The following is a 20,511-nucleotide window of genomic DNA, read 5'->3' on the forward strand; positions in this document are numbered from 1 at the left end:
GACTCAGTGGATCCAGTACATACCCATGGAGGTACCAAACAAAATTTCCAGTGTGCCATCGGCTTTTTCATTTGCCTTTAGCGAAGCCGCGTCGGCACTGCCGACGAGTTCCGGGCTGGACCAGATGACATGGCCATCGGCGGTAACACTATGGATCCTTGAGCTAGTGGCCCCCCAATGCTGACCGTTACTTGATGCAACAATAAAACGTGTTGCATCGCTGGGATCTAAAACAATATCTCCCACATTGATATCTAAAGAGACGTGGTCGAGATTACTCAACTCTCCATCCTGCAACGTCATCGTGCGCCAGTAATTATTGTCGTAAGCACCCCAACATACCAAGCTACGGGACTCACCTTCACCATAGATTAACACGTTGCTACATTCGGTATTCTCTATAGCACCGTGTGCTGAGAACGAACTTTCTCCCATTGTCAGCACCTGTAACAGGTCGTACTGAGAAACCACAACGGTGAGCGTGCCATCGATCATAGCAATATCAAGGTCAACTATATTGTCGCCGAAACTGTAACTGGCCAATTGAATCTGGTTCTGCACATCCAGTACTTTAATCTTGCTGCCATCAACAACAATGGCATCATCATAGCCATCGCTATTCACATCCATCGCTTTAATTTGGCGGATCTCAGTATTGTGATCGCCAGTTACTGTCCACTGTGCAGTCATATCACTTAAACGATAAACACCGAAACCGTCCGTAAAAGGTCCCGCGGTGGGCAGAAAAATATCACCCATGCCATCGTTGTTGTAATCTGTCGTGGCACTATAACGGCCGTTGCGCCAACCCGATGACAGGTCGCTGTTGACGGTCATCTCTCCGGTATCAGTAAGAGTAACGACCGCTAAACCATCGTAGCTACTTCCAGTGGTAGGCACCATAAACACACCACGCCTGTCACCTGGAAAAATATCAGACCAGCCTGACGCGGTGAAACTATCCAGCTGTACATCTGATGTTTCAGACTTAAGTGAAGCAGAGTTACTCGTGATATCTGCAGTCACTAATACATTTGCGCCAGAGCTGCTGACACCACTTCCCCACAGTACTTCATTCACGCCATCGTTATCGATATCGCCCACGGTCAGCGATGTCGAGCCGTGATCCCGCAAATCTACAGCCCAAAGTACTTCTAGCTGATTATTGCTATCCAGGGTATAAGCGGTTGCATTACCCCACTGGCAGTCACTGATAATTAGCTCATCGGTGGTGTCTTTGTACAGATTAAACGCCTGAACATCACAGGTATCTTCCACAGCCTGAGAAGCCAGTTGAGATTTAGTGACCGCGTCAAAGACGTACATGTTGCTCCAGTTGTCGACACCCACAATTTCATCAATGCCATCACCGTTCAGATCACCTGCGGTCACAAAAGAATTACCAAACCCGGTGCCCAAATACCATTCGTTTGCACCGGAAGTGAGGTCATAAACCAAACCGTTGTTCAGCACCAGCTCCAGATTGCTATCGTCGTCGACATCACCTACAGCCATATCGTCAATCTCATCCGTCTGAAACATATGGATTTCTGAAAATTCGTCATCCAGTTCGGCTACAACGATGGTATTAGCGTCTGATGTATATTCATTAGGCGCGTAACGATAGATGATTTCTTCAGCGCCATCATCGTCCATATCAGCCAGTAAAGCGCTACGTAAATATTCTTCAGTCTCGAAAATCTTACGTGCGGGCCGATTCAGATCCTCAATCAGCCACATATTATGCTCGCTGAGGACCAGGATCTCAGGCGTGCCGTTCTGATCCATATCCACCGGCAGCACCTGAACAATACGCTGTTCCGGACTTATGGCATAAGGATAAGCCCATTTTTGTTGATACTTTCCGTTTTCCAACGCCAACAGGAAGATACGCGCATAGTTATCTGTACTCAGCAGTTCATTGCGCCCGTCATTGTCGAAATCTGCCACCCACTGAGATTTGTTCGTTGTCGGCACTTCGATTCCTGTTCGGAAAAGCGGCATACCCTTATCACTGCTGACAGATAGGTTAAAACTCTCTTCAATATGATTGTTCGGATCTAATTTATTGCTGAAACCAAACGTATATTCCTGGTGGCTGAACAACAGGTTGTCTGGTACTTGCCAGGTTACCGTACCGTCGTCTGACATGGTGGCGCCTTCCGGTGCTGCTGTTAATGCAGCGAGGTTGCCGTCTCCACCGATGTCTGCATTAGTAAGCACAACAGAAAAGGTGACGACATCACCCTGCGAAATCTCTTCAGGCACATCGCTTACAGTAAGTTCTGATCGCGACTCTTCAAAATTTATGAATTCTTCCCAGGATTCTGTGGTGTAGGTGCCGTCAGAGACTAACATCGTGACATAAACATAATCACTGGTTCTGGCTGAGTACGCTGGCAGCGTGTCACCATGAATGTCATCCAGTAACACGCCATTAATGTACCAGTTGTAGGATATGTCTAGCTTTTCCTTTGGCGTTTCGTAATCGAAATAGTATCCGGGTGCCACTACTATGTCGGATGAAGCAACTACGCGCTCTGTCACAACATTCAGACCTTCAGCTCCTGGCGGACTGGAAAGCTCATCCAGCGGTAATAAAGTCAATTCGCTGATTGGTGACTCAAGAAAGTTGTATATATCTTCAATGCGTCCGGCGTCTTTTTCACCATCATCATCGGTATCGGCGATGTAGACCACTGCGTCGTTGACAAAATTAAGAAAGGCTTCATCATCGTTCAGATAAAAAGCGGAATTATAAAGATATGGAAGATTTAGTCCGTCAGCCGATAGGGAAAAATCGACATATCCTCTGGAGCCAATACTCATTCGCCCATCAACAGACGTAACATTAGACCGGTCGGTCTGGCTAATTTTCTTATCAGAATCAATGAGGTAAGTTTCGCCTTCAATTCTTGCCGTCAGATACTGACTTCTTGAACTGTAATAATTGCCAGTTTCTAAATCATAGTCTTCATTGAAAGACATCATGCCGGACAATGATATCGCTTTGTCCTGCTTCCAGTTTAAGGCATCGAAGTATATGGAATAACGCGCGCCAAATACGTCCTTATTATCATAAGAAATACCCGCCACACCTGATATAGCAAATTCATTGCTGTATAAAAGACAGTTATCAAACACCATAGTCATTCTGCCAGTGCCGTTTGCTTCGAACTGCCCACTGTAAATAACGCTGCCGCCAAGATCACAGTCGAATTCAGCATCAATTAGACCGCTCTCGTTGAGAACGCTATCCGTAATATCACCATGCAGGGACAGTTCAGGTACCACGAATAGATTATCGTCAAACATAATACGATAAACTTGCTGCGCCAGCGCAATATCCAGAACTGCTTTCTCAGTACTGCCGCTATACGCGTTTTCGGCCAGTGAATGGCCTGCGGTTTTCCATTGCTCGGTAGAGTAGGACTTTGCATCGGCTATAATTTGCGAAGGCGTAGCTTCGACACCCTGCTCGGTATCTTCTGGTGGGGGAGGACTATTTTCTGGCGGCGTATTATCTTCGGGGGGGGGGGATACTTCCCTCTGATGGGGGTGAACTATCACCGGAACCACCGCCACAGGCAACCAACATCATGCTGGCCAAAACAACCAATAATGCATATTTTAAGAATTTCATTTTCATCCCTGATACTTACAACGACACCCTTATCGCATATAAATAGTACATCAAATAAAGTTGTGAAATCGAGTTGTAAATGATGTTTATGAGTAAAAAATGAAGCAGCGAGAGCCTCTGTCGTTGGTATCTTGAGGCTTACTTGGCTGGGACATGCTATTTGTAGGGAAAGTGCTGGAAAGAAGTCGGTATAACGCAAAGCATGCATAAACACCGGTTATGATTGAAACATGACTAGCAAAATATACATAAGGGCAGCCAGCGATGATTGCGAGGTAAAATTACCAATTTTTAGCTCTTCAATTGGTAATTTCGCGATTGAGATTCACCGAATCCTGGCTGAAATGCTGAATATACCAGAACTAACTGCGATACAGCGTTTTTATCAGATGAAAGCCAAATTTGGTTTTTACCGGGCCGTGCACCTGTAGCAACGGCTTTTTAAAAACGACGTCATCAAACTGCTTTACCATCTGACCACGACGAAACTCACCCAGGTCCCCGCCGCGTTTACCAGAAGGACAAACAGAGTGGCGCTTCGCTAGCGCAGCAAAGTTTTTGCCTTTCTTCAGCTGTTGAAGGATGGCAAGCGCTTCTTTTTCTGTTTTGACCAGTATGTGTAGTGCTGCAGCTTTCATATCATCAACCAGTAGTTCAAAGCCGCATTATAACCTACACCAGCCGCTTCCACAGTAATCAAAAAGCGCCTGACGGCGCTTTCCATTAACGATCACTGGTTCAGGGAAAGCGCGATAGCAACATCCAGTGCATCGACACGTTCTGTAGCAACATCGGGGGTAAGCCCGGATTTCTCCCAGTTTGTGTTGGTCACCGCCAATATTGGTTTTGACAATGAGATACGAAAAATCAGCTTTTCAGTAATCTTTCTCGCGCCCACGTAGAATCCGGCTCCGGCAGTCTGTTCACCTACCAGCACCGCCTTACCCTGCGCCTGCATCACTCCGGCAAAAAGCTCTGAGGCACTGGCAGTCTGCTGGCTGGTCAGGATCCACACCGGGTAGTCAGATTGAAAGCGAGTATGGTCTGAAGATGTCAATGCCACCGAACGCTGGCTTACCGACTGGTCACGACCAACCACTGACCATAAGGGGGTATCAGGAGCAATAAAGTAGCTTAACATAAGCTGAGCAAGGTAAGGCGAACCGCCTACCGTATCGCGCATGTCAATAATCAAACCGTCACTGTTTTGCAAAAATGTGAATGCAGCATCTGCGACATCCCAGGCGTCATCAGCGGAATAAAACTTGTTGAATTTCAGATAACCTGTATTGCCATGCAGATAGCTGACAGTCTCAAATGCCCTGTTGTACGTCAGTTTGCCTTGTTGCTCGGACAAAATATGTGTGACCGGCTCGTCTGCGCGTTTGACGCTCAAACTTAGATGCAGATCGTCGGCGAACAATTTAAAGTCGTTGCCGATGACTTCCGCAAAGTCATTGAGCGTTGATACAGACCGGTACCTTCCACGCTCGTGCTGCTGTCGAATCAGCGTTGTTACCCGGTCGATAGCGCCGGTATCAATATAATTTTCTTCAAACACCGTCAGCGTTTTATCAATCAGTGTCGATTTTTCACTTCGGCTCAACGGCTCGCTGGACTCATTGATAACCGGTTGGGCATTGTCGGTATATTCAGTCACTGAGGACATGGAATTATTGGATAAAACTAAAAGCAGCGCACTCAGTGCGCATTTCAGATAACTATTCATATTTGCTCTTTTTCTGATTTAAAGGATGGATGTTTTAATGGAAAAAGAGCGTTCATCGGCTATAGAAAGCTGCTGATATAGAAGGTTGGTACTCTTCAACAACGCCGAACGCGTGGCAAAAGGAGGACTGAATTGTAGCCAGGGGGTGCGTTGATCACTGAAAACCGCCGCTACGATTTCAACAGAATCCGGAATGAGTATCCGTACATCGACCAAAGACCATTGAGCACGCTGGCGAATATCGGAAAAAACACTTGTTTTGGTGCAGTTAACGCCCGCAATGATGTCTGACAGGTTGTTGTCATCGTGTTCTACGAATACATATTGCGCGGCAGTACTGCCTGCCTGAGATGTCTCACTGAGAGTGGGTAGTGCTACCAGTATAAAGGACAATAAAAGTAGTAATCTGAGTAATCCGTTTCGCAGCATGTTTGTTATTCCCTGTTCACAATAGTACGTGGTGACATCCTGCGAAAACTCAAGAAAGCCCTGCGAATTATTACTTCATCAGCTTTTTTGCCGCCTCGGGCATGTGTTGTGGTAACACAGTCACCTCATATTTTTTGGCTTCCTGTGCAATGATGCGACCAACATCGACATTGCCGCTTTGCGACTCTAGCGACATAACGACTGCATCAAAGAACGAGGCAAATTCCCCCGGTGACACAATTAATAGCAACCGGGCAGAGTTATCCGAATCATTGTAAAATCCATGCACATTATTTCTGGGCAGCGTAATCATCTGCCCTTTTGTCAGCACTTTGCTGGCCTCTTTATCAAAAAACGACACCTCACCGTCCAGGACATAAAAGAATTCATCTTCATTGGCATGGGTGTGCGGTGGGGCGCCCATTGACTTCGCAGGCACCTCGAGCTCCAGAATGGCAGTTTTCGCTTCAGTGGCTTGTGCATCAGCCAGCAGATATGAAGTATGGCCGGGAAAGTGAATAGCAGCTCCCTCATCTGCTTCACTTACGGTGTGAGCATATGACGGTGAGAAAAGTAGTAATGTTGATAGAATAGTAAGCAATAATAGAGGGCAATTCATAAGCTTGGCTCAGTGAAACAACATTAACTATAGTGCATATAAAGATATTGACTATTATTTTCATTCACATACAAAAAAGGCGCTCCGAAGAGCGCCTTTCATTTAAGCATTGAGCTTATGGGTGGCTTACATCATGCCGCCCATACCGCCCATTCCGCCCATGCCACCCATGTCAGGGGCACCAGCGCCTTCTTCTTTAGGCACCTCAGCTACCATGGCTTCGGTAGTGATCATCAGGCTGGCTACTGAAGACGCGAACTGCAGTGCAGAGCGCGTTACTTTAGTTGGGTCAAGGATACCCATTTCCAGCATATCGCCGTAAGTGTCGTTACCTGCGTTGTAACCGTAGTTACCTTCGCCGCCTTTAACCGCATTTACAACTACTGATGCTTCTGCGCCAGCGTTGGTTGCGATTTGACGAAGTGGTGCTTCCATAGCGCGCAGCGCCAGGTTGATACCGTGTGTCTGGTCTTCATTTTCGCCTTGCAGCTCAAGTACTTTTGCTGCAGCACGAACCAATGCAACACCACCACCAGGTACCACGCCTTCTTCAACGGCAGCACGGGTTGCATGCAGCGCATCTTCAACGCGGTCTTTCTTCTCTTTCATTTCAACTTCTGTAGCAGCACCAACTTTGATTACTGCAACACCGCCAGACAGCTTGGCCAGACGTTCCTGAAGTTTTTCTTTGTCATAATCAGAAGATGACTCTTCGATTTGACCTTTAATTTGTGCACAACGGCCTTCGATTGCCTTGTCGTCGCCAGCACCGTCGACAACGGTTGTGTTATCTTTATTGATAACAACACGCTTCGCTGTACCCAGATCTTCCAGCTGTGCTTTTTCAAGCTCAAGACCAATCTCTTCAGAGATAACAGTTCCGCCAGTCAGGATAGCAATATCCTGCAGCATCGCTTTACGACGATCACCGAAACCTGGTGCTTTAACAGCAGCAACTTTAACGATACCGCGCATGTTGTTAACAACCAGTGTTGCCAGTGCTTCACCTTCAACATCTTCTGCCATAATCAGCAGTGGCTTACCTGCTTTTGCTACATTTTCAAGTGTAGGCAGCAGTTCGCGGATGTTAGAGATTTTCTTGTCTACTAACAGGATGAACGGGTTATCCAGTTCAACCGTGCCGTTTTCCTGGTTGTTAATGAAGTAAGGAGACAGGTAACCGCGGTCAAACTGCATACCTTCAACCACGTCAAGCTCGTTTTGCAGCGCCTGACCTTCTTCAACAGTGATAACACCTTCTTTGCCGACTTTTTCCATTGCTTCAGCAATGATTTGGCCAACTTCTTCGTCAGAGTTCGCTGAGATTGTACCAACCTGAGCGATAGACTTGCTGTCGGCACAGTCAGTAGACAGTGACTTAAGCTCTTCAACCGCAGCAGCAACTGCTTTGTCGATACCACGCTTAACGTCCATTGGGTTCATGCCTGCAGCAACCGCTTTTAAGCCTTCAGTTACAATAGCTTGCGCCAGAACAGTCGCTGTTGTTGTACCGTCACCCGCTTCGTCGTTGGCTTTAGACGCTACTTCTTTCACCATCTGCGCGCCCATGTTCTCGAACTTGTCTTCCAGTTCGATTTCTTTGGCTACAGATACACCATCTTTAGTGATAGCCGGTGCGCCGAATGACTTATCCAGAACAACGTTACGGCCTTTTGGACCAAGGGTAACTTTTACTGCGTTTGCTAGAATGTTAACGCCTTTAAGCATCTTTGTGCGGGCGTCATCACCAAAACGTACTTCTTTAGCTGCCATGTTTAAATTCCTCTAAATACGGTTGAAACGGTTATTACTCTACGATTGCCAGAATGTCGCTTTCGCTCATGATCAGTACTTCCTGATCGTCCAGCTTCTCAGTTTTAACGCCGTAACCGTCGCTGAAAATAACGGTGTCGCCAACTTTAACATCCAGAGCTTTTACTTCGCCGTTTTCTAGGATGCGACCATTACCTACTGCGATTACTTCACCGCGTGTAGATTTTTCAGCTGCAGAGCCAGTCAGAACGATTCCGCCTGCTGATTTTGATTCTTGCTCTGAGCGCTTAACAATAACGCGGTCGTGTAAAGGACGAATTGCCATTTTCAAGTCTCCTGAAAATTCCAACTATACAAATGTTAGATATTGGAAGACGTTCACACCCCGTGAACGTCTCTACATAAAAGAGGCCGCCTGCTGGCCGCCTCAAACTCGATACTGCGAGGATAAATGGGGGAGTCGCGAAACAAACTCAAGGGCAGAAACCGAAAAAAATTTAAATTTTTTTACTATCGCGCTGTTTGTTTGCTAAGCAGTGATAACAAAAAAGGATTTTTGCTTTACCGCAGGCGATTCGTCTCGTCATTCTCCGATTTGTCGGTGTATTCACCTTCGATAATATCGCCGTTTTCATCTTTAGCGGGGCCTTTGAAGGGATCGCCGTGCTGTGAAAACGGGCTTTGTCCGGATGTGAATGTGGACGATGTGACAACACGCGCTTTCATATGTTTGCTGATGTTGCGGGCAAGGTATTGGCGCGATCCCGGCATGACAAACAGCAGGCCCAGAATATCCGTCACGAACCCGGGTGTAACCAGCAGCACGCCGGCAATAACCAGCATCAGCCCCTGAACGATCTCGTTGCCAGGTATTTCATTGCGCTGCATTTTTGCCTGTGCGGTCTGCAGTGTTGCCAGCCCTTCGCGACGCACCATATAAGAACCGATAAGTGCAGTCAGGATCACCAGCGCAATGGTATTCCACCCACCAATAATTCCACCGACCTGCACCAGCAGGGCAATCTCGATAATTGGCATGATGGCAAATAATAAAAATAAGACTCGCAAATCGCTTCCTCGTAATTAATAACCTACGCAAAGTAAGTTTGGGTGATGGGGTATTAACTCAAGCACTATCTTGCCAGATAACTGTCCACAAACGCTAAATAACCGTATTTTTTGACGATTTGTTCGCTTCTGCGCATTATATTTTGTAAGAATACGCTATCAGATCCGGTCAACAGGGAGAACATGATGTCACTTTGTCTTGTATTTACTACGACGCCCGACGCCCAGACTGCGCAAAAAATCGCATCGGCGTTGGTGGAAAAGCAACTGGCAGCCTGTGTAAAGCAGTTTCCCGGTGTTACTGCTACCTATGCGTGGAAAGGCAAGGTGGAGGTGGATAATGAGTGTCAGTTACTGATTAAAACAGCACGCCACGTTGTGGATGAGGCTTTTGCCTGTGTCAGTGAAATACACCCATACGATGTTCCCGAATGGGTAGTGATCAATGATGTCACTGCCAGTGAAGAGTACGGCAGCTGGGTCGCTGAGCAAACCGGCCTGAATAAAATTATGGAGTAGATGTATGAATGCAGCGCGCGCAGTCAGCGTGATAATGCTGTGCTTTTTTGCCTTGCTTTTTAGCAATGCGCAGGCACAAATTCCCGATCAGTCATTCTCTGATCCGTTCAGCGATGAGCCTGAGTTTCTGCCGGTAGAGCAAGCCTTTCAGTTCGATTTCAGGCAGCAGGATGATGTGTTACAGATCACCTTTGCTATTGAGCCAGGTTACTACCTTTATAAGCATCAGTTCTCCGTTACTTCCTCGCAGGCGCAATTGGGCGAACCTGAACTACCCGATGGTAAAGACAAGCAAGATGAGTTCTTCGGCCTTACGCAGGTGTACTACGATGAAGTGACACTGCGTGTCCCTATCCAACGCGCCCCGTCAGATGCTGCAGTGAAACTGAGATTTCAGGGCTGTGCCGACGCCGGTTTTTGTTATCCGCCGCAAATAAAAACCTTATATCTGGAGGCCGTCGGTGAAACCACTTCACCTGCAAACTCGCAATCCTCACGGGCATCCTCACAGTTTGATCTGGCTGACCGATTAGCCGATGATGATAACCTGTGGCTGACGCTAGGTATCTTTCTGGTGCTGGGAATTGGTCTGGCGTTTACGCCCTGTGTGTTTCCCATGTATCCGATCCTGTCTGGCATTATTGTCGGACAAGGCAAGCAGGCGACGCTGGGCAACAGTTTGTGGCTGAGTCTGGTGTATATTCAGGGTATGGCATTGACCTACTCACTGCTGGGCATTGTCGTGGCATTAGCGGGCGTCCAGTTTCAGGCAGCTCTTCAGCACCCTGTCATCTTGTGGCTGTTTATCGGTATATTTGTGTTTCTGGCATTGGCGATGTTCGGCGCTATTAATCTGCAGCTGCCCTCCAGTTGGCAAACCCGTCTTAATTCCCTAAGCACTCGCCAACGCGGTGGCACCCTTGCCGGCGTGTTTATCATGGGCGCTCTTTCAGGCTTAATTGCCTCGCCCTGCACCACCGCACCGTTAACAGGCATCCTGCTGTTTATTGCGCAAAGCGGCGACGTGTTTTTAGGCTTTATTTCGCTGTATGTTTTAAGCCTGGGTATGGGTATACCCCTTATTGCTTTTGGTGTAACAGGTGGCAAACTTCTGCCTAAAGCAGGTAACTGGATGAATGTGGTCAAGGTGACGTTCGGCTTTATGATGCTGGCGGTCGCCATTGTATTTATTGAACGTCTGTGGTCCTCAACGCTGTCAGTATTGTTGTGGGCGGTACTTGGGTTATCCCTATTCAGTTATTTCTGGGTCATCAACGCTACCACCCGTGCCAGCTTTGGCAAAGGCGTGCGTACCTTCATTATTTTCGCCGGCCTGTTCAGTAGTGCGATGCTCGTTTATCACACGTTTTTCAGCACCACCACGGCACTGGAATCGCACCCTGAGTTTGTGCAGGTCACCAATGTACAGGAACTGGAATCTCAGGTGGCGCAGGCCAGCAAACAGGGTAAGTCGGTCATGGTGGATCTGTATGCTGACTGGTGTGTCGCCTGTAAAGAGTTTGAAAGATATACCTTTCCTCATCCAGAGGTGGTTGACGCCCTGTCAAATACTGTCATGGTGCAAATCGATCTGACCGCACAAAACGCCGAGGATATCGCTTTTATGCGTCGGTACGAGGTATTAGGGCTGCCGACCATTTTGTTTTTTGATACCTCGGGTAATGAACTGACGCAGGCGCGCGTTGCAGGATTCATGAGCGGCGAGACATTCGCAGAACATGTCAGACAAACACTCGGAGAGCCTGACGTGTGAAGACAGTAAACAGGCTGGTAATTGCACTGTTAAGCGCACTGTGCTCGCTCTCATTTACAGCACACGCCGCCACACCGGCCTGTTTTGCAAACTGGTTTTGTTTTACCGTTGATGAAGACAGCGCAGAGGTCTCAGTGCAGCGCACCCGTCCTCACCCAGTGGTGGTCACACTGACCCGGGGTGTTACTGCAAGCCCGGTTACGGTGGCGCTGACACAGGATGAACCTGTCATCATTGGTACCACTTCGGGAGTCGGTCATTTCTGGCACAGTATGCGGGTATTGTGGACACCGGGCACGTTGAATGCGCAACATGATGATACGGTGCGCTATCAGTTCCCCCTCAAACCGGCAGAAGACTTCACTATTGTTCAGGGTTTTGGCGGTGCGTTTTCACACACGGGCGCCTCCAGATATGCCGTAGATATTGCGGCGCCTGTGGGCACCCCCGTTCATGCAGCACGCGGCGGACAGGTTATTGATATTAAAGCCAGCAGTGAGACGGGTGGGCCGGATGAGTCATTTGCAGATGACGCTAACTTTATTGCCATCCTGCATGCTGATAATACGGTCGGGGAATATTACCACCTGAAAAAGCACGGTGTTGCAACCTCACTGGGGAAAACCGTCAAGGCGGGTGATGTAATCGGTTATTCCGGCAACACTGGCTTTTCGACCACGCCTCACCTGCATTTCGCGGTGTACCATATAACCGCGAAAGGCCGCCATCAAACGATTCCCTTTACCTTTGCCTCAAGTGATAAAAATTTGCCCAACTAAGTTTATCGGACGAGCAAACTTGTCAGCAAGTTACCTGATTAGACCAGTATTTTGCTGCGAAACACACAACATTCTCTATAATCAGCCATAAGTAAATAAGAGCATACCTAAAACTGGCTTTTTTTCGTGCAACCCTTTGCAAATTCTGCTTATATGGGTTTTATCAGGTTAGTTTTGGAAAGATAGCAGCATTTTAATGGATATTTTGTTATTGAACGGCCCCAACCTGAATATGTTGGGAAAACGTGAACCAGACAAATATGGCCAGCAAACGCTGGAACAGATTGTAGAGGCACTGCAGTCAGATGCAGCGGCGTTGTCTGTATCGTTATCGCATTTTCAGTCGAACGCTGAGCATGCGCTGATTGACCGTATCCATGACGCGATGGGTAATACTGACGCGATTATTTTTAATCCCGGGGCATTTACGCACACCAGCATTGCGCTTCGTGACGCTCTGTTGAGTGTCAGCATTCCGTTTATCGAAGTGCATCTTTCCAATATTCATGCACGCGAGCCGTTTCGGCAGCACTCTTATTTTTCAGACATTGCGCAAGGTGTGATTGCCGGCCTGGGCGCGCAGGGGTATCACCTGGCGCTTACCGCATTGCACCAATCTCACACTTAAAGATTATTAAAACAGAGACAGAACATGGATATTAGAAAAATCAAAAAGCTCATTGAGCTTGTCGAAGAATCTGGCATCGCTGAACTTGAAATTACTGAAGGTGAAGAGTCCGTACGTATTCACCGCGGACCCAGCGCCAACGCAGCGCCGTTAAGCTACACATTACCAGCTGCACCGGCTCCGCAACAAGCGCCGGCAAGTGCGCCACCTGCTGCGCCTGCCGCTCCTGCTCAGGACGCCGCAGATGATGTTCTGCCCGGTCATCAGGTGAAATCGCCGATGGTTGGTACTTTCTATCGCGCGTCTTCGCCAACCGCAAAACCTTTTGCAGAGGTCGGTCAGACCGTTAACGTCGGTGATACGCTGTGTATTATTGAGGCCATGAAAATGATGAACCAGATTGAAGCTGATAAAGCCGGTGTGGTGAAGGCCATTCTGGTAGAGAATCAGGAGCCGGTTGAGTACGAGCAACCTCTGTTCATCATCGAATAAGCAGGCCAGCCAAATGTTAGATAAAGTATTAATCGCAAATCGCGGTGAAATCGCGCTTCGGATTTTGCGTGCCTGTAAAGAACTGGGCATCAAAACGGTCGCGGTGCACTCCACCGCAGACAAAAATTTAAAACACGTGTTACTCGCCGATGAGTCGATTTGTATCGGTGGCGCATCTGCAACGGAAAGTTATCTGAATATTCCCCGCATTATCGCGGCGGCAGAGGTCACAAACTCAATAGCGATTCACCCGGGTTATGGGTTTTTAGCTGAAAATGCCGAATTCGCCGAAGCGGTAGAAAAAAGCGGATTTATCTTTGTCGGTCCTACAGCCGAGACGATCAATCTAATGGGCGATAAAGTTTCTGCTATTAATGCCATGAGAAAAGCCGGCGTTCCTTGTGTACCCGGCTCTGACGGTCCGCTGACCGATGACGAAGACAAAAATAAGAGTATTGCCAAGCGTATTGGCTACCCGATCATCGTTAAAGCTGCCGGCGGCGGTGGTGGTCGTGGTATGCGCGTGGTAAGAAAAGAGTCTGAGCTGATTTCTGCCATCGAGACGACTCAGGCTGAAGCGGGTGCTGCCTTCGGTAATGCGACAGTATACATGGAAAAATTCCTGGAAAACCCTCGCCATGTCGAAATTCAGGTACTGGCTGATGGCCAGGGCAACGCTATTCACCTGGGTGAGCGCGACTGCTCAATGCAGCGTCGTCACCAGAAAGTGGTTGAGGAAGCGCCGGCTCCGGGTATTTCTGAGCAAATGCGCAGCAAAATTGGTGACCGTTGTCGTCGCGCCTGTGTCGAGATCAACTACCGCGGGGCTGGTACATTTGAGTTTTTGTATGAAAACGGCGAGTTCTACTTCATTGAAATGAACACCCGTATTCAGGTTGAGCACCCGGTTTCAGAAATGATCACCGGAGTGGATTTAATCAAGGAGCAGTTGCGTATCGCCGCCGGTCAGCCACTGTCGATAGACCAGTCCCAGATTCAAATCCGCGGACATGCTATTGAATGTCGAATTAACGCTGAAGATCCGCAAACGTTTATCCCCAGCCCCGGAAACATCAACATGTTTCATTCACCGGGCGGTTTGGGCGTACGCTGGGAATCACATATATATGCCGGTTACTCAGTCCCGCCATTTTATGACTCAATGATTGGCAAACTCATTACCTATGGCGAGAGCCGGGACGAGGCCATTGCCCGTATGCGTCATGCACTGGACGAGCTGGTAATCGATGGCATAAAAACCAATATTCCGTTGCAGCGTTCAATCATGGCGGATGAAAACTTTTTCGCAGGTGGTACTAATATCCACTATCTGGAAAAGAAACTGGGTATATCCTGAATCATGCTACCTTCTAAAAAGCCCGCTTGTGAAAGCGGGCTCTTTTTATATTTTTACCAACATGCTACCAACGACAAAAAAGCGCACTTCTTTTTTTAAGTGATACACTTATAGTGAGAACGGTGTTTGTCTGTGTTCACACATTTTTGAGCAGATTAGGACACCCTTATGACATACCGTTTCAGCAGCATTTTCTACCCCGGTTCGCTGCGGCTGGCTGACTCTTTTCTCAACGTCTCACCCTGTATATACCGTATTGTTTGCTGAGCCCGCCAATGAACAGATTCCAGCAACTTACTGATTCACTGACTATTATTGCTATCTTTATTGTTATCACACTCATTGCGCTGCTGGTGTTTGAATTGGGATATCGCTACGGCAGATGGTGGCAGGAGCGCACCCCGGAGGAAAAAGAGGGGCCGACAGGCATGATAGTAGGCTCTTTGCTGTCGCTGATGGCGTTTTTGCTGGCAATTACGATGGGTATGGCATCTGATCGATTTCATAAGCGTCATGCGCTGGTTTTAGAAGAAGCCAACTCCATCGGCACAACCTATTTGCGCGCCGGATACCTGCCAGAAAAAGAAGCTCTGCTTTCACGTAAGTTTATCGAAGAGTACGTTTTACTGCGTACAGGTTCAGGCGACACCGATGAGGTGAGCAGCAGAATTGCACAATCTGTTGTGCTGCATGAAGAGCTTTGGCGTACCGCAGAGCAGCTTGCCAAAAATAACCCACACTCGCCGGTTCTCGCCTTATATATTGAATCGCTAAACGACACTATTGATTTACACGAAACACGCATTGCTGCCGGTATTTACTCACGCGTACCGGCGACCATCGTTATTTTGCTGCTGTTAGGCTCCATGCTGACAATGGGCATGGTGGGCTATAATGCCGGATTGACCCGACGACGTAGTCCAGTGACCGCAATTGTTCTTATTGGCGTACTTGCAGCCGTAATCACACTGATTATTGACCTTGACCGTCCGCAGGGCGGCTTTTTAAAAGTCAGTCAGCAACCTCTGATCGACTTGCAGCAACAAATTTCACCCTCAACGTCATCTTCACAGTAATCGTTTTTATTCATCGACTTTTACTGCAAGACTGCTGGCAAGACACGATTTTATATACTGATCTTGTTGAGTATTTCGAGCGTTTACTATTTCAAATGCCGACAGATATAAGAAAAAGGCTAAAAAAAAGGCCCGCCAAGATGACGGGCCAAGTAGCAAGAACGCGTACACACTATTACAGTGCATCATTAGTTACGGGGCGCCTTTGACAGGAGTTCATGACGTCCGGTTACGTTTTTTTAATTTTGATGTACGTTGTCGCAGACAACTGTCCAGTGTGAAACAAAAAATATGACAAACACTGTCAGCCAGCTAAAACAACAACTGCCCATTGAGCGGCTTTCGCTTGATGTGCTTTTCGCACTCCGGCTTCTCTTTGATAAAAAACAAGATATCAGTAACCTTGAGCAAGATATTGCGGATTTGCAGCACTTTCCTGAGCGGATTTCAGACAGTTACCGCGCCGAGTGGGAGGCCTATGTCCGACGAGAGATTATTGGCTACCTGCGTCAAAACAGCCATACCGCAGCTTCTGACCTACTTGATAAAATTCTTAGCGACGTCGACTACATTACACAAAATGATTGCCGTTATCGGACTATGCTGGACATTATTGAGCAAACTCAACGTATCATGGCAAGCCAAAAGACACGTATCTTTCCCACGCCCTGGCGTCAGCAAATTACTTCCCTGATGTTACCCGCCATTGTGGACAACCGTAACCGTTTCCCTAAAGATAAGTAAACCTACCCCGCGCCCTGCGGCTTATACTGTGAGCGACAATACCCCCGGGTGATCTTGTCGGAACGCAGTGCAGCGTGCTTGGTTTTTCTGCCAGATACCCGTGCACGCCAGTTTTCAAACGCGCGACGATTTAAGGAACGACGCATTAAGCGGATGACGTCTTTTTCACTGTATCCAAAGCGACTTTCGATAATATCAAAGGGTGTTCTGTCTTCCCACGCCATCTCAATAATGCGAGAGCGCATGACGTCGTCAAGCGTATCATTCATACCGCAACTCCATTCAAAACAAGCCGTTGTAGTTTACTTGTTTTGCGAGGCGAAAGTGCGTTCATGGATAAGATTTAACAGTTCTGCTGCTGCGCGCGCATCTGACATCGCCCGGTGATGCTGTGCCATCGAAATACCGAAGTGATGAGTCAGTGAAGCCAGCGAGTAGGATGGCAGACCAGGATAGGTTCGGCGCATTTGTACCACTGTACACAGCTTCGGACGTTTAAAGTCGCGCTCTAAGCGCGCAAATTCCTGCTTAATGAAGCCGTAATCGAAATTCACGTTGTGCGCCACAAAGACACAATCTTCCGTGAACGTATCAACCTCATCGGCGATGTCACTAAACAGCGGGGCCTCGGCCACCATCTCGTTGGAAATGCCGGTAAGCCGGGTGATTGATGAGGGAATATGCCGTTGTGGCTGAAGTAGCGACTGCCAGCTATCCACTATTTCCCCGCCGACCATTTTCACCATGCCGATTTCAGTGATGCGATGATAGCCGTTATTGCCGCCGGTGGTTTCTATATCCACCACCACATAAGGCTGTTGAGGATCAGAAAACCAGTCTACCTGCGTGATATGAACAGTGAAACCAGCGCGCTGCAAACGCTGAACAGACACCAGCTGATTACGACGCAATACATCCCCGGGGGCTTTGATCTCTTCAAACCGAAGCTGATCATTCTCAAGCACCATAATATCGGGAAAACCATCAGATAGGCCGGCATAATCCTGTGCCATCATTTTCAGCAGCTTTTTAACTGACTCAAACGGACCATGCTCAAGCAACGCTTTTACGGTATCCAGCTGATTGGCCCGCCACATAAATACACTGTTGACCTTACCATAGTGGGTAGCGGCCTGTTTGGTTACATGCTGAAGCAACGCATCAGGCGTTTTAAGGCTATCCAGCAGCCTGTCTATAGACTCAGAAAAGGTGTCGTAAAAACGGTTATACCTGAGACTCTGCGGTCTTCGATCAAATTCGGTGACCAATTGGTCCTGCTCAAACAATTGTGTCCAGAACGTCAGACCAAACAATGTTCGCCATAACCGGTTTTCTGTTCGCCACGCCGTAACATTATGGCGCTTGTACCAGGCAATGACGCCTCGCTCCACATGCTGATTTTGGCTGATATCAAGTTGAAGTATTTTGCTCGAGTTTCGCAGCATATCAGTGAGCGCGCCGGTGCGTTTTTTATGAAACTTCCGGGCGTAAAAATCTTCAGCAAAAGCCAGTTGAGAGTCAGAAGATGGATTGTCTATTACTGCTTCAAGCGCTGATTTAGCCAGTGTTTTATCTTCTTTGAATATCTCTCGTATCCATTTTTCACGTGCAGCATCCCCTGGCGCCAGCTTCAATACCTTCAAGGCCAGGTGTCGATCGGCAGGCAGCAAGCGAGAGCCCAATTTAAAGAGGTATTTTTCAGCGTACGTTTCACTGGCAACCGAGCTTGTTTCAGGCCAGTCATCGTTCGCCATCTGTACCAGTTTTTCACCCTGCCAGTAAGGCATTTCATCCAACGCACTGGCAAAATAAAACGCCGCCTGGGCATCCTCAAGCGTGGCAAATCGCGCCTGCGTGCTTGTCGCGTCCGAGCGAGTGCGCATCACACCCAGGTCACGCATGGAAAATTGATTGAGGCGGCCCTTTGTGTTGCCAAAATACAGAAACAGCAAATAACGCAGACTGGGCTCGAAGGTTTTAAGCAAATAGTCAGTCTGAGGCAGTGTCTGTGGCCAGCCATACTGATTAATCTGCGCAAACAATAAGGTAACCAGCTCTGCTTTTTTCAAATGATTAAGCCGCTGAGATACCGGATAGGCGGCCAGATAGGCCAGCAAATCATTTTTTGTTACCACACCAGCAAAATCCTGAACCGAGACATTTTCCGCTGGCGCAAACCAGCCGTCCTCTTCCAGTTCTGTCAATTGCTGCTGCGGCTGAAAAATCTCTTCATAATTAAAGTGCGTCCGGTTTATCAGTGCATATTTGCGATTGGCAGCTCTGGCGACGATACATTGCTTGTTGTCATCCAGTTCTCTGAATGCGTTGATGAACGCACGGCTCGACTCACATAGTAAGCCGGCGCTTTCTCCATCAAAAAAACGCAAAAATTCATGAAAGTGGTCAAGGTAATAGCGCTCAGGAAGGGTTTTTCGCATCATCACAACACAGCATTTGGACACGCTGACAGTGTATATTTATACAGATACTTTCTCAATCAATGCAGTCAAAATTAACGCTAAAGTTGTATGGTCTGCTTAGCGACCCACTCGAAGTGTCGCGCCAGCTTTTCATCCTCCTTTAACCGGGTGAGAGTATTTAATTCCTTTGCCAGCTCCATCTCTGAATAAAAGCGGTGGATCCCGTCATGGCACTTGCGGCAAACAGCAATTCCGTTATTTAGCTCTGCCTTTGAGAAGTGCTTTTTGAAATAGTTTCTGCGATGCATTTTTTTAGGAATTAGATGGTGAAAAGTTAGCCGTGTGTAGCGATGGCACAGCGGGCAGTAGCCAGTTGCCAGTCGTTTACTCATACCGTCTCCCGTTTACGGTCCCCTGGTATGTATACCAATCCATCGCCGTAAACGATCCGTATTTAACAAGCCCGATAACCGGCATCGCAAAGGATAATTATGAGTTTAGCTACACCCGCCACATTTCACTGTCCGTACTGTATGGAACCCAATGAGGTTGAAATTGATGAGATCAATGACTCCGGCCATATGCAGGTTGTTGATTGCCAGGTCTGTTGTCAGCCTATTGAGATGACAGTACATGGACAGGGCGACACACTGTCCGTTGAGGTTCAGCGCGAAAATGACTGAACGTTGCATCACCGGCAAAGATATTGAGCAGATGGAGAAGCGTTTTCGCGCTGCCTTCATCAATAGTTTGTCCGGTGTGAAAAGCGCGAATCTGATTGGTACCTGCAAGCGCCGTGGATATTTGGAAAACCTCGCTATCGTGTCATCGGTGGTGCACATAGGCGCACATCCGCCGCTGTTGGGAATGATTATGCGCCCCCACACCGTTACCAGAGATACGCTGGAAAATATTCAGCATACCGGTATCTATACGATCAATCATGTCGGCGCACATCAGACCCAGGCAGCGCACCAGACTTCCGCCCGCTATCCTTCTGAAGTCAGTGAGTTTGAAGCCGCTGGGTTTCCCCCTTGGTACGCCGATGATTTTGACGCTCCGTTTGTTCAAAGTAGTCCGGTGAAATTGGCTATGAAGCTGGCCGAGATTGTTCCCATCAAGCTGAATGATACGCAACTGGTGATAGGTGAAATTACCGCCGTCTGGATTGACCAAAGCGCGATTACGTCGGCGGGTCAGGTAGATTTAGATACATTAAACGTAGCAGCAGTAACGGGGTTGGATACTTACCATGCTATCCGGAAAATCGAACGCTATCCGTACGCTAAACCCTAGGCATTGAGTCGTTTTTAAGCGGTAAACCCCAAGCTTAATAAAAACACCTGCATTTTTATTAAAATGGGCGTACACTGATTATGAAACTAATGACGGCGTTATTGCACAGGTATTGGTCCTTGCGCAAGTGACGCACACTGAAAACCTGCCCTTAGGGGCAGGTTT

At 47.9% G+C, this 20,511-nt stretch carries 21 protein-coding genes; 10 read left to right on the forward strand and 11 right to left on the reverse strand.

The annotated features are described in order from the left end of the window. Nucleotides 1-3 precede the first annotated feature (3 nt). The 8 genes from HHX48_RS19045 to HHX48_RS07805 form a co-directional block, all read right to left on the reverse strand. Complete coding sequence (locus HHX48_RS19045; protein WP_191023874.1) at nucleotides 4-3,570, reverse strand: FG-GAP repeat domain-containing protein; 3,567 nt, start codon at nucleotides 3,568-3,570, stop codon at nucleotides 4-6. 435 nt (nucleotides 3,571-4,005) lie between these two features. Then, nucleotides 4,006-4,281 (reverse strand): peptidylprolyl isomerase PpiC, encoded by a 276-nt coding sequence (ppiC, locus tag HHX48_RS07775; RefSeq protein ID WP_191023876.1) that lies wholly within the window; start codon nucleotides 4,279-4,281, stop codon nucleotides 4,006-4,008. A 92-nt stretch (nucleotides 4,282-4,373) separates the two neighbouring features. Next, nucleotides 4,374-5,372, reverse strand: a complete 999-nt coding sequence (locus tag HHX48_RS07780) for a S41 family peptidase (protein ID WP_191023878.1) — start codon at nucleotides 5,370-5,372, stop codon at nucleotides 4,374-4,376. 18 nt (nucleotides 5,373-5,390) lie between these two features. Next, nucleotides 5,391-5,801: a hypothetical protein gene (locus tag HHX48_RS07785; RefSeq protein ID WP_191023880.1), complete on the reverse strand. Its 411-nt coding sequence runs from the start codon at nucleotides 5,799-5,801 to the stop codon at nucleotides 5,391-5,393. 70 nt (nucleotides 5,802-5,871) lie between these two features. Continuing rightward, nucleotides 5,872-6,420 carry a cupin domain-containing protein gene (locus HHX48_RS07790; RefSeq protein WP_191023882.1) on the reverse strand — a complete coding sequence of 183 codons (549 nt, stop codon included), beginning with the start codon at nucleotides 6,418-6,420 and terminating at the stop codon, nucleotides 5,872-5,874. A gap of 126 nt (nucleotides 6,421-6,546) precedes the next feature. Next, nucleotides 6,547-8,193: a chaperonin GroEL gene (gene groL, locus HHX48_RS07795; RefSeq protein ID WP_191023884.1), complete on the reverse strand. Its 1,647-nt coding sequence runs from the start codon at nucleotides 8,191-8,193 to the stop codon at nucleotides 6,547-6,549. Nucleotides 8,194-8,227: 34 nt separating this feature from the next. Beyond that, on the reverse strand, nucleotides 8,228-8,518 hold the full coding sequence (locus tag HHX48_RS07800) for a co-chaperone GroES (protein ID WP_139757679.1): 291 nt from the start codon (nucleotides 8,516-8,518) through the stop codon (nucleotides 8,228-8,230). Nucleotides 8,519-8,754: 236 nt separating this feature from the next. Then, nucleotides 8,755-9,261: an FxsA family protein gene (locus HHX48_RS07805; protein WP_191023886.1), complete on the reverse strand. Its 507-nt coding sequence runs from the start codon at nucleotides 9,259-9,261 to the stop codon at nucleotides 8,755-8,757. A 183-nt stretch (nucleotides 9,262-9,444) separates the two neighbouring features. Here HHX48_RS07805 and cutA point away from each other — a divergent pair, with 183 nt between their 5' ends. From cutA to HHX48_RS07845, 8 genes are all read left to right on the forward strand, one after another. Beyond that, nucleotides 9,445-9,780, forward strand: coding sequence for a divalent-cation tolerance protein CutA (cutA, locus tag HHX48_RS07810; RefSeq protein WP_223858173.1), 336 nt, complete (start codon nucleotides 9,445-9,447; stop codon nucleotides 9,778-9,780). A gap of 4 nt (nucleotides 9,781-9,784) precedes the next feature. Beyond that, entirely contained in the window at nucleotides 9,785-11,554 is a 1,770-nt protein-coding gene (locus tag HHX48_RS07815) for a protein-disulfide reductase DsbD (RefSeq protein ID WP_191023888.1), read from the forward strand. Continuing rightward, nucleotides 11,551-12,333, forward strand: coding sequence for a M23 family metallopeptidase (locus tag HHX48_RS19050; RefSeq protein WP_191023890.1), 783 nt, complete (start codon nucleotides 11,551-11,553; stop codon nucleotides 12,331-12,333). Before HHX48_RS07815 ends, HHX48_RS19050 begins: the two co-directional genes overlap by 4 nt. A 196-nt stretch (nucleotides 12,334-12,529) precedes the next feature. Next, nucleotides 12,530-12,961 (forward strand): type II 3-dehydroquinate dehydratase, encoded by a 432-nt coding sequence (gene aroQ, locus HHX48_RS07825; RefSeq protein WP_191023892.1) that lies wholly within the window; start codon nucleotides 12,530-12,532, stop codon nucleotides 12,959-12,961. 24 nt (nucleotides 12,962-12,985) lie between these two features. After that, on the forward strand, nucleotides 12,986-13,453 hold the full coding sequence (gene accB, locus HHX48_RS07830) for an acetyl-CoA carboxylase biotin carboxyl carrier protein (RefSeq protein WP_191023894.1): 468 nt from the start codon (nucleotides 12,986-12,988) through the stop codon (nucleotides 13,451-13,453). A 13-nt stretch (nucleotides 13,454-13,466) separates the two neighbouring features. Further along, on the forward strand, nucleotides 13,467-14,810 hold the full coding sequence (gene accC / locus HHX48_RS07835) for an acetyl-CoA carboxylase biotin carboxylase subunit (protein WP_191023896.1): 1,344 nt from the start codon (nucleotides 13,467-13,469) through the stop codon (nucleotides 14,808-14,810). A 275-nt stretch (nucleotides 14,811-15,085) separates the two neighbouring features. Continuing rightward, nucleotides 15,086-15,886, forward strand: coding sequence for a bestrophin-like domain (locus tag HHX48_RS07840; RefSeq protein ID WP_191023898.1), 801 nt, complete (start codon nucleotides 15,086-15,088; stop codon nucleotides 15,884-15,886). Nucleotides 15,887-16,177: 291 nt separating this feature from the next. After that, nucleotides 16,178-16,630 (forward strand): hypothetical protein, encoded by a 453-nt coding sequence (locus HHX48_RS07845; protein WP_191023900.1) that lies wholly within the window; start codon nucleotides 16,178-16,180, stop codon nucleotides 16,628-16,630. Nucleotides 16,631-16,632: 2 nt separating this feature from the next. On the opposite strand, the gene HHX48_RS07850 is transcribed toward HHX48_RS07845, so the two are convergent. The 3 genes from HHX48_RS07850 to HHX48_RS07860 all read right to left on the reverse strand — a co-directional run bounded on the left by HHX48_RS07850 (nucleotide 16,633) and on the right by HHX48_RS07860 (nucleotide 19,442). Then, complete coding sequence (locus HHX48_RS07850) at nucleotides 16,633-16,899, reverse strand: TIGR03643 family protein (protein ID WP_191023902.1); 267 nt, start codon at nucleotides 16,897-16,899, stop codon at nucleotides 16,633-16,635. Nucleotides 16,900-16,932: 33 nt separating this feature from the next. Then, nucleotides 16,933-19,068 (reverse strand): exonuclease domain-containing protein, encoded by a 2,136-nt coding sequence (locus tag HHX48_RS07855; RefSeq protein WP_191024261.1) that lies wholly within the window; start codon nucleotides 19,066-19,068, stop codon nucleotides 16,933-16,935. Nucleotides 19,069-19,148: 80 nt separating this feature from the next. Then, nucleotides 19,149-19,442, reverse strand: coding sequence for a hypothetical protein (locus tag HHX48_RS07860; protein WP_191023904.1), 294 nt, complete (start codon nucleotides 19,440-19,442; stop codon nucleotides 19,149-19,151). Between the two features lie 99 nt (nucleotides 19,443-19,541). Here HHX48_RS07860 and HHX48_RS07865 point away from each other — a divergent pair, with 99 nt between their 5' ends. Both HHX48_RS07865 and HHX48_RS07870 read left to right on the forward strand, forming a co-directional pair. Next, nucleotides 19,542-19,733, forward strand: a complete 192-nt coding sequence (locus HHX48_RS07865) for a CPXCG motif-containing cysteine-rich protein (RefSeq protein ID WP_139757691.1) — start codon at nucleotides 19,542-19,544, stop codon at nucleotides 19,731-19,733. Then, nucleotides 19,726-20,346 carry a flavin reductase family protein gene (locus HHX48_RS07870; RefSeq protein WP_191023906.1) on the forward strand — a complete coding sequence of 207 codons (621 nt, stop codon included), beginning with the start codon at nucleotides 19,726-19,728 and terminating at the stop codon, nucleotides 20,344-20,346. The genes HHX48_RS07865 and HHX48_RS07870 overlap by 8 nt, the downstream gene beginning before the upstream one ends. Nucleotides 20,347-20,511 lie beyond the last annotated feature (165 nt).

Source organism: Salinimonas profundi (assembly GCF_014750655.1).
GTDB lineage: Bacteria > Pseudomonadota > Gammaproteobacteria > Enterobacterales > Alteromonadaceae > Alteromonas > Alteromonas profundi_A.

Bases quoted from the DNA above. Each gene is read 5' to 3' on its own strand.
- HHX48_RS07865 (WP_139757691.1), top strand. From the start codon at position 19,542: ATGAGTTTAGCTACACCCGCCACATTTCACTGTCCGTACTGTATGGAA.
- HHX48_RS07840 (WP_191023898.1), top strand. From the start codon at position 15,086: ATGAACAGATTCCAGCAACTTACTGATTCACTGACTATTATTGCTATC.
- HHX48_RS07780 (WP_191023878.1), bottom strand. From the start codon at position 5,372: ATGAATAGTTATCTGAAATGCGCACTGAGTGCGCTGCTTTTAGTTTTA.
- HHX48_RS07870 (WP_191023906.1), top strand. From the start codon at position 19,726: ATGACTGAACGTTGCATCACCGGCAAAGATATTGAGCAGATGGAGAAG.
- HHX48_RS07790 (WP_191023882.1), bottom strand. From the start codon at position 6,420: ATGAATTGCCCTCTATTATTGCTTACTATTCTATCAACATTACTACTT.
- accB (WP_191023894.1), top strand. From the start codon at position 12,986: ATGGATATTAGAAAAATCAAAAAGCTCATTGAGCTTGTCGAAGAATCT.
- HHX48_RS07800 (WP_139757679.1), bottom strand. From the start codon at position 8,518: ATGGCAATTCGTCCTTTACACGACCGCGTTATTGTTAAGCGCTCAGAG.
- accC (WP_191023896.1), top strand. From the start codon at position 13,467: ATGTTAGATAAAGTATTAATCGCAAATCGCGGTGAAATCGCGCTTCGG.
- HHX48_RS07845 (WP_191023900.1), top strand. From the start codon at position 16,178: ATGACAAACACTGTCAGCCAGCTAAAACAACAACTGCCCATTGAGCGG.
- aroQ (WP_191023892.1), top strand. From the start codon at position 12,530: ATGGATATTTTGTTATTGAACGGCCCCAACCTGAATATGTTGGGAAAA.
- groL (WP_191023884.1), bottom strand. From the start codon at position 8,193: ATGGCAGCTAAAGAAGTACGTTTTGGTGATGACGCCCGCACAAAGATG.
- HHX48_RS07785 (WP_191023880.1), bottom strand. From the start codon at position 5,801: ATGCTGCGAAACGGATTACTCAGATTACTACTTTTATTGTCCTTTATA.
- ppiC (WP_191023876.1), bottom strand. From the start codon at position 4,281: ATGAAAGCTGCAGCACTACACATACTGGTCAAAACAGAAAAAGAAGCG.
- HHX48_RS07860 (WP_191023904.1), bottom strand. From the start codon at position 19,442: ATGAGTAAACGACTGGCAACTGGCTACTGCCCGCTGTGCCATCGCTAC.
- cutA (WP_223858173.1), top strand. From the start codon at position 9,445: ATGATGTCACTTTGTCTTGTATTTACTACGACGCCCGACGCCCAGACT.
- HHX48_RS07855 (WP_191024261.1), bottom strand. From the start codon at position 19,068: ATGCGAAAAACCCTTCCTGAGCGCTATTACCTTGACCACTTTCATGAA.
- HHX48_RS07850 (WP_191023902.1), bottom strand. From the start codon at position 16,899: ATGAATGATACGCTTGACGACGTCATGCGCTCTCGCATTATTGAGATG.
- HHX48_RS07815 (WP_191023888.1), top strand. From the start codon at position 9,785: ATGAATGCAGCGCGCGCAGTCAGCGTGATAATGCTGTGCTTTTTTGCC.